The 12,789-nt window shown below is 72.8% G+C and carries 13 protein-coding genes; 7 read left to right on the top strand and 6 right to left on the bottom strand.

The window, feature by feature from the left end; all coding sequences use genetic code 11:
• Nucleotides 1-70: 70 nt before the first annotated feature.
• Nucleotides 71-604 (top strand): RICIN domain-containing protein, encoded by a 534-nt coding sequence (locus AMIR_RS37330; RefSeq protein ID WP_015802241.1) that lies wholly within the window; start codon nucleotides 71-73, stop codon nucleotides 602-604.
• Nucleotides 605-732: 128 nt separating this feature from the next.
• On the opposite strand, the gene AMIR_RS17230 is transcribed toward AMIR_RS37330, so the two are convergent.
• Nucleotides 733-1,635: a S66 peptidase family protein gene (locus tag AMIR_RS17230; RefSeq protein ID WP_015802239.1), complete on the bottom strand. Its 903-nt coding sequence runs from the start codon at nucleotides 1,633-1,635 to the stop codon at nucleotides 733-735.
• Nucleotides 1,632-3,554 carry a S9 family peptidase gene (locus AMIR_RS17225; RefSeq protein WP_015802238.1) on the bottom strand — a complete coding sequence of 641 codons (1,923 nt, stop codon included), beginning with the start codon at nucleotides 3,552-3,554 and terminating at the stop codon, nucleotides 1,632-1,634. The genes AMIR_RS17230 and AMIR_RS17225 overlap by 4 nt, the downstream gene beginning before the upstream one ends.
• 111 nt (nucleotides 3,555-3,665) lie before the next feature.
• On the opposite strand from AMIR_RS17225, the gene AMIR_RS17220 reads away from it, so the two are divergent.
• The 3 genes from AMIR_RS17220 to AMIR_RS17210 all read left to right on the top strand — a co-directional run bounded on the left by AMIR_RS17220 (nucleotide 3,666) and on the right by AMIR_RS17210 (nucleotide 5,746).
• On the top strand, nucleotides 3,666-4,232 hold the full coding sequence (locus tag AMIR_RS17220; protein WP_015802237.1) for a DUF3090 domain-containing protein: 567 nt from the start codon (nucleotides 3,666-3,668) through the stop codon (nucleotides 4,230-4,232).
• A gap of 5 nt (nucleotides 4,233-4,237) precedes the next feature.
• Nucleotides 4,238-5,041 carry an SCO1664 family protein gene (locus AMIR_RS17215; protein ID WP_015802236.1) on the top strand — a complete coding sequence of 268 codons (804 nt, stop codon included), beginning with the start codon at nucleotides 4,238-4,240 and terminating at the stop codon, nucleotides 5,039-5,041.
• A gap of 246 nt (nucleotides 5,042-5,287) precedes the next feature.
• On the top strand, nucleotides 5,288-5,746 hold the full coding sequence (locus tag AMIR_RS17210; RefSeq protein WP_015802235.1) for a hypothetical protein: 459 nt from the start codon (nucleotides 5,288-5,290) through the stop codon (nucleotides 5,744-5,746).
• Between the two features lie 73 nt (nucleotides 5,747-5,819).
• On the opposite strand, the gene AMIR_RS17205 is transcribed toward AMIR_RS17210, so the two are convergent.
• From AMIR_RS17205 to AMIR_RS17195, 3 genes are all read right to left on the bottom strand, one after another.
• Entirely contained in the window at nucleotides 5,820-6,401 is a 582-nt protein-coding gene (locus AMIR_RS17205) for a dihydrofolate reductase family protein (RefSeq protein ID WP_015802234.1), read from the bottom strand.
• Nucleotides 6,402-6,467: 66 nt separating this feature from the next.
• Nucleotides 6,468-7,313, bottom strand: a complete 846-nt coding sequence (locus AMIR_RS17200; protein ID WP_015802233.1) for an AraC family transcriptional regulator — start codon at nucleotides 7,311-7,313, stop codon at nucleotides 6,468-6,470.
• A gap of 95 nt (nucleotides 7,314-7,408) precedes the next feature.
• Nucleotides 7,409-8,383, bottom strand: a complete 975-nt coding sequence (locus AMIR_RS17195; RefSeq protein WP_015802232.1) for a tyrosine-type recombinase/integrase — start codon at nucleotides 8,381-8,383, stop codon at nucleotides 7,409-7,411.
• A gap of 1,016 nt (nucleotides 8,384-9,399) precedes the next feature.
• Here AMIR_RS17195 and AMIR_RS17190 point away from each other — a divergent pair.
• The 3 genes from AMIR_RS17190 (at nucleotide 9,400) to AMIR_RS17180 (ending at nucleotide 11,214) form a co-directional block, all read left to right on the top strand.
• Entirely contained in the window at nucleotides 9,400-9,672 is a 273-nt protein-coding gene (locus AMIR_RS17190) for a hypothetical protein (RefSeq protein WP_143760757.1), read from the top strand.
• Nucleotides 9,673-9,775: 103 nt separating this feature from the next.
• Nucleotides 9,776-10,564 (top strand): exonuclease domain-containing protein, encoded by a 789-nt coding sequence (locus AMIR_RS17185; RefSeq protein WP_015802230.1) that lies wholly within the window; start codon nucleotides 9,776-9,778, stop codon nucleotides 10,562-10,564.
• A 14-nt stretch (nucleotides 10,565-10,578) separates the two neighbouring features.
• Nucleotides 10,579-11,214, top strand: coding sequence for a hypothetical protein (locus AMIR_RS17180; protein WP_041836819.1), 636 nt, complete (start codon nucleotides 10,579-10,581; stop codon nucleotides 11,212-11,214).
• On the opposite strand, the gene AMIR_RS39260 is transcribed toward AMIR_RS17180, so the two are convergent.
• Nucleotides 11,186-12,763, bottom strand: coding sequence for an MFS transporter (locus tag AMIR_RS39260; RefSeq protein WP_015802228.1), 1,578 nt, complete (start codon nucleotides 12,761-12,763; stop codon nucleotides 11,186-11,188). The two genes, AMIR_RS17180 and AMIR_RS39260, sit on opposite strands and share 29 nt — an antisense overlap.
• Between the last annotated feature and the right edge of the window lie 26 nt (nucleotides 12,764-12,789).

The following is a 12,789-nucleotide window of genomic DNA, read 5'->3' as shown; positions in this document are numbered from 1 at the left end:
GCCACATCACCACTTTCGAGCTGGGTCGAACAAGTGGCACCAGCGGAACGCCACCTCCGATGCTGTGGACATGCCACACACCCGAGCAGCCCTGCGAGCACTCGCCTGCGCCCTGATCCTGCTGTCCACCGCCGCACCGGCCACCGCCGCACCGCACCCCGCGCAACAGGAGGTGTCACCCCAGGCCCTGCGCTACCGGATCTTCAACACCGAGGGCGACTGCCTGGACGGCAACAACCCCAACGCGCTCTACCTCTGGGACTGCGTCAACGCCACCAACCAGTACTGGTACTTCGACGTCCGATCCGATGGGTGGACGCAGCTGCGCAACGCCAAGACGCAGCGGTGCATCCGCACCAGCAGCTTCGGGGCCTACGACGTGCCGGTGGTCACCGGGCCGTGCTCGTCGAGCGGCGAGGACCTCTGGTACGGCATCCACCGCGAGTCGGGCTGGTACTGGCTGGCGCCCTACGGCTGGGACAGCTACGACGACCCCTGCATCAACGGGCCGCGCTCCGGCAACGGGCAGGGCCTGTTCATGAACCAGTGCAACGCCCAGCAGTGGCCCACCAACTACTGGGCCTGGACCCCCATCGCCGAGTAGGCCCAACCCCGTGTGCGCCCCGCCGCCGAGCCCCGGTCACACCGGCCCCTGACCCCGAACAAAAAGCCGTGGGGGCCGGGGAGGAAGTTCCCGGCCCCCACGGGGGTCACCACGGCCGACCCCTCAGGTCAGCTCGCCACATCCAACAACGGCCGGGGCCCACCACTCCCGGCGGGGTCCAGGACCGTCACCACCCCCGCGTCCGCGTCCACCTCCACCGGCACCCCCAACGGCACCGTCACCTGCCCAGGGCAGTGCCCGAACCCCGCGTCCCCCAGCACCGGCACCCCCAACGTGCCCAACCGGTCCGCCAGCACCTCGTCCACCACCGACCGGTCGCCGCACCCCTCCCACGAGCCCAGCACCACCGCCGCCACCCCGCCGAACCACCCCGACCGCCGCAGCGCCGTCAACATCCGGTCCAACCGGTACGGCTCCTCGCCGACCTCCTCGATCAGCACCACCGCACCCTCCGGCGGGGGAGGACCCAGCAGGCTCAGGTTCCCCCCGAACGCCACACCCGACGCCCGACCACCCGCCACCGGCGCACCCGAGTACGACCGCACCCCCTCGAACAGCGCCCGACGCAAATTCTCCCGCGCCACCGCGTCCGACAGGAACGCGGGCGTCGCCACCATCGGCCCGAACCACGACGCCAACCCGAACGCCGAGAACCGCTCGTGCAGCGCCGTCGCGTCACTGGACCCCACGAACACCGACGGCTCCGCCGCCGCCACCGACGGCCAGTCCACCAGGTCCACCATGCGCTGACTGCCGTACCCGCCCCGCGCGCACAGCACCCCCCGCACCTCCGGGTCCACCAGCGCCGCCGTCAGGTCCGCCGCCCGATCCGGGTCCGTCCCCGCCAGGTACCGCAACCCTGGGTGGTAGTCCTTCGCGTGCGGCGCAGCCACCGCGTCCAACCCCCACCCCCGCAGCAGCGCAACCCCCGCGTCCACGTCCTCCGCGGGCGAAGCCGACGACGGCGACACCACCACAACCCGGTCACCCGGCGCCAACAACCCGCTCACGAGCTCAACCCCAACACCGGAACACCCGACGGAACGAACCCCAGCACCTGCCCGTAGAACGACAGCTCAGCCTCCAACGCCGCCACGATCGTGGCCTCCCGCCGGAACCCGTGCTGCTCGCCCTCGAACGCCAGGTACGCGTGCGGCACCCCGCTCCCGGCCAACCCCGCCATGAACCGCTCCGCCTGCGCCGGAGGGCAGATCTCGTCCTCCAGCCCCTGCAGCATCAGCACCGGACCCGCCAACCGGTCCGCCCGCCCGCTCGGCGACCGCTCCCGGTACAGCCGCTCGGCCTCCGGCAGCCGCCCCACCAGCCCCTCCACGTACCGCGACTCGAAGTCGTGCGTCTCCCCGCCCTCGGCCGTCCACCCCGCCAGGTCCAGGATCGGGAACGCCACCATCCCGCACCGGTACACCGACACCGACGTCAACGACGCCGCCGACGTCCACCCACCGGCGCTGCCACCCCGGATCGCCAACCGCCCACCATCAGCGGTCCCCTCCGCGGCCAGCGCCTCCGCCACAGCCGCGCAGTCCTCGACGTCCACCACGCCCCACTGCCCGCGCAACCGCTCCCGGTACGCCCGCCCGTACCCCGTCGACCCCCCGTAGTCCACCGCCACCACACCGATGCCCCGACTGGTCAAGAACGCCAGGTCCAGGTCCAGCGCGGGCGCGAACCGACCCGTCGGCCCACCGTGCACGTGCACCACGAACGGCGGCAGCTCACCCTCCGGCGCCACGAAGTCCGGGTTGAACGGCAAGTACACCCACGCCGGAACCCGCTGCCCGTCCGGCCGCGAGAACACCCGCAACTCCGGCTCCGGCAAGTACCGCGCGTGCGGCGCCGCAGCCTCCGAGTGGTGCGTCACCTCACCGCTGGACAGGTCCAACGTCACCACCGACGACTCCACCAGCGGACCACCCGCGACCCCGGCCACCACCCCACCGGACACCACGATCCCCGCCTGCCACACCGGCAGGTCCACCTCCACCGGCGTCACGGTCCGCCCGCGCTCGTCCAGCACCGCCAACGACCCCGACGCCAGCACCGCGTACCGGTAACCGTCACCCACCGGCGCGAACCACGTCTGCCCCGGCTTCCACAGCGCCCCACCCAGCTCGCGCTCGCACGCCGCCAGGTTCTCCCGCGACCCGTCGAACCCGATCCGGTGCAGGTTCCACCAGCCGTCCGGGTCCGTCAGCGCCAGCAGCGCCGTGCTGCCGTCCCACTCCACCTGGCACACCGACTCGCCCGAACCACCCGCGACCACCCGGTGACCACCACCGACCCCGGCCACGCACAGCTCGGCGCTGTCCCACGGCATGTCCGGGTGATCCCACCCGAGCCACGCCAGGTGCGCCCCGTCCGGACTCGGCCGCACCCCCGCCATGAACCGGTGACTGGCCGCCAGCACCACCGGCTCACCACCGTCCAGCGGCACCGACACGATCTCCCGCACCACATCGGTCGGCGCGGGACCGGTCACCGACTCCCGCACGCACCACACCGACTCGCCATCCGGCCCCGCCACCAGGTCCCCGTACCGCACCCCGTGCCGCACCGACGGCTCCACCGTGATCGGCGCGGGCCCACCACCACCGTCCGGGTCCAGCAGGTAGATCCGCTGGTCCTCCCAGTTCGTGAACGCCACCCGCACCCCACCACCCGGCACGTCCACCACCGCGTAGGGCCGACCCCCGTACTCGTGCAACCGGTTCCGCACGTTCCACGGCGCCCCCAACAACGGCGCCCCGTCCCGCAGCAGCTCCAACCGACCCCCCTCCGAGGGCAGCGAGCACGCCCACCACACCGCGCCACCGTGCAGCCAGACCCACTGGGGCCCGCCACCCGCCCGCGCCGCCTCCAACGCCGTCACCGGCGATTCCCACGTCCCGTACGACGCGATCTCCACCACGAACCGACCCTAACGCCCCACGCGCGCACACCCGCGCGCACGGCCCCGACACCCGGAAAACACGGGCCAGGGCTGCCGATCATCACGCCGTGGCCTAGGGTCGGTGTCGTCATGGCACGCGTCATCCACGTATTCCGCCAGCCCGACCGGTTCATCGCCGGCACAGTCGGGCAACCCGGCGAGCGCGTTTTCTACCTCCAGGCCTCCGAGGAGGCCCGGACGGTCAGCGTCGCGCTGGAGAAGCAACAGGTCGCCGTACTCGCCGAGCGCATCGGCTCGCTGCTGGAGGAGGTGCACCGCAGGTTCGGCGCCGAAGTCCCCGAAGCGGCCCCCGACGACCTCCGGGACACCGAACCCCTCGCGGTGCCGGTCGAGGAGGAGTTCAAGGTCGGCACGATGGGCCTCGGCTGGGACTCCGAGTCCGAGGCCGTCGTCATCGAACTGCTCGCCGTCACCGAGGAGGACGTCGACGAGGCCGTCGTGCTCGACGACACCGAGGAAGGCCCGGACGCCGTCCGCGTCTTCCTCACCCCGGCCGAGGCCAGGGCGTTCGCCGAGCGCGCCGAACGAGTCGTCAAGGCAGGCCGCAAACCCTGCCCCCTGTGCGGCGAACCCCTCGACCCCGAGGGCCACATCTGCCCCAGGCAGAACGGCTACCGCCGCTCGGAGGAGAGCTGACAGCGGTGCGGCGGCCCGACGACGACGACGTCGTCGAGCTGCTCACCCACGGCACGCTCGACATCCGGGGCCGACTCGTCGACGCCTCCAACGCCACCCTGCTCTGCGACGTCGAACTCGACGGCGCCACCGCCACCTGCGTCTACAAACCCGTCCGGGGCGAACGCCCCCTCTGGGACTTCCCCGACGGCACCCTCGCCGGACGCGAGCACGCCACCTACCTCATCTCCCAGACCTGCCACTTCGACCTCGTACCCCCCACCGTCCTGCGCCCCGGCCCACTCGGGCCGGGCATGGCCCAGCTCTGGATCGACACCCGCGAGGACGACGACCTCGTCGAACTCGTCCCCGCCGACTCCCTGCGCCCCGGCCGCATCCCCGTCCTCCACGCCACCTCCGAGGACGGCGCCCCCCTCGTCGTCGCCCACCGCGACCACCCCGCCCTGCGCCTCATGGCCGCCTTCGACGCCCTCGTCAACAACGCCGACCGCAAGGGCGGCCACGTCCTGCACGCCCCCGACGGCCACGTCTACGGCGTCGACCACGGCATCTGCCTGCACGCCGAGGACAAGCTCCGCACCGTCCTGTGGGGCTGGGAGTCCCAACCACTCCCGGACCAGGCCGTCGCCGGAACCGAACGCCTCCTCGCCGGACTCGACGGCGACCTGGGGGAGACCCTGCACGAGCACCTCACCCGAACCGAGGTCTGGGCACTGGGCTCCCGCGCCAAGCGCCTCCTCGCCACCGGCACCCTCCCCGCCGTCGACCACGAGCGCGACTGGCCCGCCATCCCCTGGCCGCCCTTCTGAGCCCATCCCGGCTCCCGCTCGCGCGCACCGACCGCCGAACCGACGACCGCCGAACGAGCGATCACCCGGCCCCACGATTCCCCCCGACCGGGCGCACCCCCGCACCACCGGTAGCCACCTGTTGATCGAATCAGGTGCCATCCCACCCCACCGGGGATGAAACACGTCCCGAAACAGAGCCATCCCGTCCCCGCCGCCCCTAGCGTGTGCCCGGCCGCCGCACCAGGGAAAACGAACAGGGAGACCATGCGCAAGATCATGAGCTTGCTGGCGGGCGCCGCATTCGCGCTCGCACTGGCGACCGGAACCGCCACCGCCCAGGCCGCACCCGCCCCCACCGCCACCCCCGAGGTCGGCGTCATGGGCGTCTGGGCCTGCGGCGTCCCCGCGGGCAGCACCTACACGCGGGTGCTCAGCCAGCTGAACGTGTGCTCCCCGAGCGGCTTCGCCACCTCGTACTACGTCGAAACCCCCACCACCGGCCTCTGGGCCTGCACCGTCCCCTCCGGCTTCACCTACTCCAGGGTGCTCAGCCAGCTCAACGTGTGCAGCACGAGCGGCTTCGCCACCTCCTACCTGCTCGAACAGCCCCGCAGCGGCATCTGGGCCTGCACCGTGCCCCCCGGCTTCACCTACACCCGCACCCTCAGCCAGCTCAACGTGTGCAGCACGAGCGGCTTCGCCACCTCCTACCTGCTCGCCTGACCGGACGCGGGCCCGCCGCAGAGGTGCGGCGGGCCCGCCCCGAGCCCAGGGGAGCCCCCGCCCGCACCACCGGTCAACGACGCACCCGATAGCACAGGTGCAGCACCCGATCACCCCGCACCACCACGTCGGGCCCCTCCAGCAGGTGCTGCGCGTCGACCGACCCGAAGTAGCGCCTGCCCGACCCCAGGACCACCGGCACCACGTCCATGCGCACCTCGTCCACCAACCCCGCCGCGAACACCTGCCCACCGACGTCCCCGGCCGCGACCTCCACCACGCGCCCACCCGCCAGCTCCCGCGCCCTGGCCACCGCCGCCTCCACACCGGCGACGAAGTGGAACGGCGCCCCCGCGTCCCACCCGTCCGGCTCCGGCCGACGCGTCACGACCACCACGTGCCCCACCCCGCTCGGCGGCACCCCGCCCCACCCGTCCGCCAGGTCGAACACGCGACGCCCCACGACCGTCACCCCGATCGAGTCCCAGTACGGCCGGGTGTGCTCGTACGACGCCCGCGACACCGTCAGCGCACCGCTGTCGTCCAACGGCACGTCGCCACCGGTCAACCAGTCGAACAACGGCCCCGGCCGGTCCTCCCCGTCCGCCACGAAACCGTCCACCGACACCGAGCTGTACATGACCACCCTGCCCACGCGGCCCTCCTCCACTCCGGAACACCCCGAAGCTAGCGCGCCGCGAACCACCGCTCTTGTACGAAATCAACCCACGGGCAACGACCACCCCTCCAGCACGTGACCGGGGTTCTCCCGCAGGAACCGCCGCCGCGCCTCCACGTACCCCGTCGGCGTCAACCCGGTGAACTCCCGGAACTCGCGCACGAAGTGGGCCTGGTCGAAGTACCCCGCCCCGCAGGCCAGCGCACCCCAGTCCACCGGCCCCACCGGATCGATCCCGAACACCGCGGACGCGAACCGGTAGGTGCGGGCCAACCGCTTCGGCGTCACCCCCACGACCGCCTTGAACCGCCGCGCCAGGTGCGCCCCGCTCACCCCCGCCACCTCGCTCAGCCCACCGATCCCCACCACCCCACCGGCCGCCGCGATGACCCCACCCGCACCGCGCACCAACCCCAGACCCGAGGGCTCGCGCAACCGCCGCGCCAACTCCTCCTCGAACAGCGCCAGCACCACCCCGGGGTCCGCCTCCGCGACCAACCGCTCCCGCAGCCCGTCGACGGCGCGCCGCCCCCACAGCTGCTCCACCTCCACCGGCCGGTCGCGCAGCTCGGCCACCGGCATCGGCGCGAACGGCGCCAACCCCCACGGCTTGACGTGCGCACCGACCGACCTGGTCACGGGCGGGTAGCCGAACTCCAGCGCACGGGTGCGCATCGCCACCACGCACCCGTCGACGAACTCACCCGCCACCACGTCGACGCCCGAGCGGACGCGGAACGGCGCCCCGAGGTTGACCACGAGCAGCACCGACGGCCCCGGCGGCAACGACAACCGGGCGTACGGCGCCGCCCCCTCCAGGTAGTAGAGGTCGTCGATCAGCCCGTCCAACGGCGGACGCGGCACCCTGGACACGTACTCCACCCGCACACCCGCTCACAGGTAGTCGAAGAACCGGGGCCGCCAGCTCGGCCGACACCCCGACCCCGCCGCCAACCGCTCGTCCAGCACCACGCCCCCTCCCGCTAAGCCCCGCCACCGGGCAACCGCGACAACGACGCGTACGTCCGGTTCCCCGCCACCGCCGACCGCTGCTCCCGCGCCGTCGCCTCGATGTAGTTCTGGCTCGTCGCCAACGACGCGTGCCCCAGCAGCGCCATGATCTCCGACGCCGTCGCCCCGTCCTCCGCCAACCGCGTCGCGAACGTGTGCCGCAACGCGTGCAGGTTCGCCCCCGACGGCACCCGGTCGTGCAACCCCGCCCACCGGAAGCACGACCGCACCAGGTACTCCAACCCACCCCGCCCGATCGGCTCACCGTGCCGGTCCCGCAGCAGCGCCGACCCCCGGTCGAACCGCCCCTGCGGGAACCGCTTGCGGCACGACGCCAGGTACTCGTCCACCACCCGCTCCATCGCGGGCTCGATCGGCACCGACCGGTCCCGGTTGCCCTTGCCCAGCACGTGCAACCGCCGCTCCCCGGACCGCCCCACCACCGACGCCAGCGTCAACGTCCGCATCTCCACCGACCGCAACCCCGCCACCAGCCCCAGCGCGAGCACCAGCACGTCCCGCTCCGGCCACGGGTCCCGCGCCTTCCGCGCCCCCTCAGCCGCAGCCGCCAGCAACCGCTCCGGCGTGTCCTCCCCGCGCAGCGGCTTCGGCACCAGCGGCGGCGTCTTGGGCCGCGCCACCGCCCCCATCGGGTTGCCGGGCACCAGGTCCTCGGCGACCAGGAACGTCAGGAACTGGTTCCAGGTGGACCAGGCCCGCAGCACGGAACTCTTGGCGTGCGAGTCCGCGAACACCCCGAACGCCGACCGCAGGTGCGCCCCGGTCAGGTCCTCCACTCGCAGCTCACCCACCTCGCGCCCGACCACCTCGCCCAGCAGCGCGTTGACCCCGGCGAGGTCCCGCCGGTACGCGGCGGTGGTGTGCGGCGAATCCTTCCTGGGCCTGCGGGCCTGGAAGAAGGCTTCCTGAGCAGCGAGTACGTCCACGCCACCTTTACTACCGCACGGGACCGACAATTCGGCCTAGTTGGTTACCCAAACGGGGGAGGTGGGGGTGGTTCGGGCAGGTGAGGGCGGGTGGCGGGGGAGCGGAGGGCGGCGGCGAGCCCGACGGGTGAGCGGGCAGGAGGGAGACGAGCGATCACCGGCAGGGGAGTGCCAGCGTGGAGTGCTCGTTGGCTGCGGCGACGGGGGAAGGCACCGCCTTGGCCATCGCACGGAGCGCACCGAGCCCGCAGGGCCTGCGGAGTGCCAAACGCGTCGAGCGTGGTGAGCGCGCCGAACGCACCGGGTCACCGACCCAACGCGATCCGCATCGTTTGATGGATAATGGCGATTATCCATCAAACAGCGGTCGGGGCGGGGCAGCCCCTCTCGGGGGACCCCAGTAGTTGATCTTCAAACGAACCCCGCCGGAGCCCTCGCAAACGCCTCCAGCCACACGTTCTGCACATCCCGCAGCACCGAGACGCCGGTCAACGCCGGCTCAGGGCAGGACGGAAGCCCAGGGGCAGGCCAGGGGGCAGGCCTCGGGAGGCCTTGATCAAGCTCGAACCGGCCGCCGGGCGCCCGGCGGCACGACTTCGACGCACCCCAGGACACGCCCTTGGATGCGTCACGTGACGTATTACCGGCCGACTCAAGCCGACACCGACGGCCGCCGTCCGGCCGCTGACACCTCGAACGCTGACACCTCGAACGCCCAGCGCGACGAGCCCGCGTCGCCCGCACTGCCGCGCTGGGCCGACGCCGCCGCCCGCCGCGTGCGCGTCGCTCGACGGCGAACGGCGACGCGCACGCCGTGCCGATGCCCGCTGCGTCGCCGCTCGCGCACGACACGCCATCGCCGTCTGGACGCCCCGACGACCCCTCTCGACCCTCTGACCAGCACGTCCGCAATGCCGATAATCTACATTATGTTAAGTAAGCAATCCGAGCCCCTCCCCGCCCAGCCCCGAGCGCGAACCCGTGACGCTGATCAACGGCGGCGAGGTAGGGCCGGCGTGTCGGTCGGTCGAATGGCGGACGCTCCGATGTCCGCCTGCGTCCCGGTGCACGATCACGGGTTCGGCGGGTGCGCGCTCCCCGCCGTCATCAGCGAGTCCACCGCGTCCCTCGGGCAGCCGCGTTCGGGGTGCCACTGGGCGGGGACCGCGTCGTACTGGTTCCGGCGCTGCGAGAGCCGCGGGCACCGGGAGTGGGCGTTCCGGCGTCGGGAGGACCGGCGGCGTGATCGGCGCGCGGCGCGGCGGGCGTTGCGCGAGCACCTGGGCTGATCGGGCCCCGGCGCGGCGGGGCTTCCGGGGCGCCGCTCCCCCGCGACCCGCCGTTGATCACCGTCGTCCCGTGGGTGTCGGTGCGCCCGGGTACGCTGCGCCGATGCACAGCCCTGCTGCCACCGGGTCGTGGGCCGACGGCCCGCTGCTGGCCCTGGACCTGGAGACCACCGACGTCGAGCCGCGTCGGGACCGGATCGTCACCGCGTCCGTGGTCGTGATCACGCCCGGCGCCGAGGGGGCGAAGCCGGACGTCCGGGTGCGGACGTGGTTGGCCGATCCGGGTGTGCCGATCCCGGCGTCGGCGACGGCGATCCACGGGATCAGCACCGAGCAGGCGCGGGCCGAGGGGCGGCCGGTGGGTGAGGTGGTGGCGGAGGTCGAGGCGCTGCTGGCCGAGTTGTGGACGGCGTCCACTCCCCTGTGCGCGTTCAACGCGCCGTTCGACCTGACCATGCTGGACGCGGAGCTGCTGCGGCACCACGGGCGGTCGTTGCGGGTGTCGGGGCCGGTGGTGGACCCGTTGTGCGTGGATCGGGCGTTGGACCCGCGTCGGGTGGGCAAGCGGACGTTGGGTGCGGTGTGCGAGCACCACGGGGTGCGGTTGGAGGGCGCGCACACGAGCGCGGGTGACGCGTTGGCGGCGGCGCGGTTGGCGTGGAAGTTGGCTCGGGTGCACCCGGTGGAGGTGGGTGGGATCGCGCTGTCGGAGCTGCACGAGCGGCAGGTGGGGTGGTTCCGGGAGCAGGAGCTGGTGTACGCGGCGGGGGTGGATCGGCGGATCGACCAGGCGGAGGCGGAGGGTCGGGACTCGTCGTGGTTGCGGCGGCGGGCTGCTGCCGTTCGGCGGAACTCGGAGTCGTGGCCGGTGCTGCCGGAGTCGGAGGGGTAAGTAGCCTGCGCGTCGTGGACGGGGACGTGCGGGATCTGCGGCGGTTGGTGTTCGTGCTGGACAAGGTGGAGCGGGTGGTGCCGCTGGTCGCCGAGTCGTCGGGGTTGGCGGTGGTGCGGGAGCGCAGTCCGCTGTGGGCCGACGACCAGCGGGAGGGGTCGGCGGGGATGAGCGGTGCGGTGTGGGGGGCGTTGCGGGAGTCGGTGCGGTGCTTGCAGGCCGCTCGGCGGTCGGCGGTGCGCGAGGTGAGGGCGTCGTCGGACTCGGACGTGGGGTTGGAGTGGGTGGCGCAGGGGGCGTTGCTGCGTCGGGCGTTGGAGTGGGCTTGTCGGGTGGTGTGGTTGGTGGAGCCGCCTCGGCCCGAGCGGTTGGCGAACCTGGCGGTGGGGGTTCCGGACCCGGTCGTGGTGGTGCGGCGCGGGGGTGAGTCGTCGCCCGCGGTGGGTGCGGACGTGGCGCAGGACGTGTGGTTGGTGTGCGGTGGTGAGCCGGTGGTGGGGTTGCCGGTGGCGGAGCTGGTGGGGCAGGTCGTGGGTGGTGGGGCGCGGGAGCGCGAGGACGTGCCGCTGGTGGCTGCGGCGGCGACGGTGCTGATGGTGCTGGGGCGTGGGTTGGAGCTGGTCAAGGAGCGGTCTCGGGCTCCGTACTGAGGTGGGCGTGGAAGGCGGCGAGGACGGTGTTGTCCTCGTAGCCCAGTGCCATGGTGGCGGTCTGGGCGGCGGTGAAGTGCTGGACGCGTTGGCCTTCGGTGAGGTCGATGGTGGTGGGGTCGACGTCGAGGCGGGTCCAGTAGGTGTGCTCGTACCCGTAGGCGCGGCGGGTCGAGGTGATGTGGTGCAGGTGGTGGGCGGGGATGGTGAGGCCCATCTCCTCGTTCAGCTCGCGGGTGGCGGCTTGGCGTGGGGTTTCGCCGGGGTCCAGGTGGCCGCCGGGGATGCACCAGGTGTTGGGGTGCGGGATTCCCGGTTTGTCGTCGCGGAGTTGGAGCAGGACCTCGTCGCGGGTGTTGACGAGGATGATCTGGACGCCTTCGGGTTCGGGTCGGGGTGCTCGGCGTCGACGGGTCAGTGCCGCGGTGGTGGCGGTGAGCAGGGCGAGTGCGGTGAGGGTCCACGGGATGGCGTGGGGGCCGGTGGTGGTGATCAGGTGGCCGGTGGCGGGTGCGGTGACGAGCGGGCCTGCGAGTGCCGCGGTGATGACGTGGGTGGTGCCCCGGTCGTCGGGGTTCGTGGTGGTGTGCCAGGCGATGACGGCGGGGAAGACGGGGGCGATGGCGAGTCCGGTGAGGGCGTAGCCGGCTGCCGCGGTGGTGGGGTTGAGGGTGAGCGTGGTGGTGGCTGCGGCTGCGGTGAGCGCGGTGAGGGTGATGGTGGCGGGGTGGGTGTGGCGGAGCAGGGGTGCGGTGGCGAGGCGGCCTGCGGTGAGGGCTAGCCAGATGAGGGCCGGGGCCGCGGTGGTCCAGGTGGTGGTGAGGGTTGTGGTGGCGGTGAGGTGGGTAGTGGCCCAGCCGGTGGTGGCGCCTTCGAGGGCGACGTAGCCGAGCAGGGTGGTGGCGAGGAGCGCGGTGGTGGGGGCTGCCGTGGGTGTTCTCGCTGGTGGTGGGGTTGCTGGGGTTTGTGGTGCGGTCAGGGCTGCCGGGGCTGCCGGGGTGCGCAGTCGGGTGGTGGCGGCGAGCAGGGTGAGGGCGAGGGCGGCGCAGGTCCAGTGGGCTGGGCGTGGGTCGGTGGGGGTGGTGGCGGCGATGAGGGGTGTGGCGGTGGCGCCGAGGCCGAAGGTGGCGCTGACCGCGGTGAGGGTGGCTCCTCCCCCGTGCCGGCGGGCGAGGGTGAGGTTGAGGACGAGGTTGGCGGCGCCGAAGCCGGTTCCGATGAGGAGCAGGCAGGTGAGGGTGGTCGGGAGGTTCGGGGCGAGGGGTAGTGCGGCGCTGCCGGTGGTGGCGAGTGCGGCGGCGGCGGTGAGCTGGGGGCCGGGTGGGGTGTGGCGGAGTGCGCCGGTGGTGGCGGCTCCGAGGACGGCGCCTGCGGCGAAGGTGGCCAGGAGCCAGGCGGTGTGGGTGGGGGTGAGGTGGAGTCGGGCGCCGAGGGTGGGCAGGGTGGGGCCGGTGGCGCTGGCGAGGGCTCCGAGGGTGAGGAAGCCGAGTGCTGCGGTGGTGAGGAGTGCGCGGCGTTCTCGCGCGGAGTTGTCGGCAGGTTTCGGCACGGTTCGGCATCAAACCGTGCATACTT

This window comes from Actinosynnema mirum DSM 43827, assembly GCF_000023245.1.
GTDB classification, from domain to species: domain Bacteria; phylum Actinomycetota; class Actinomycetes; order Mycobacteriales; family Pseudonocardiaceae; genus Actinosynnema; species Actinosynnema mirum.
The sequence above is the reverse complement of the archived record's forward strand: the minus strand, read 5'-3'. Positions and strand labels throughout refer to the sequence as shown.

Excerpts from the sequence above, each read along its gene's own strand:
- AMIR_RS37330 (WP_015802241.1), top strand. The coding sequence starts at position 71 with ATGCCACACACCCGAGCAGCCCTGCGAGCACTCGCCTGCGCCCTGATC.
- AMIR_RS17220 (WP_015802237.1), top strand. The coding sequence starts at position 3,666 with ATGGCACGCGTCATCCACGTATTCCGCCAGCCCGACCGGTTCATCGCC.
- AMIR_RS17210 (WP_015802235.1), top strand. The coding sequence starts at position 5,288 with ATGCGCAAGATCATGAGCTTGCTGGCGGGCGCCGCATTCGCGCTCGCA.
- AMIR_RS17185 (WP_015802230.1), top strand. The coding sequence starts at position 9,776 with ATGCACAGCCCTGCTGCCACCGGGTCGTGGGCCGACGGCCCGCTGCTG.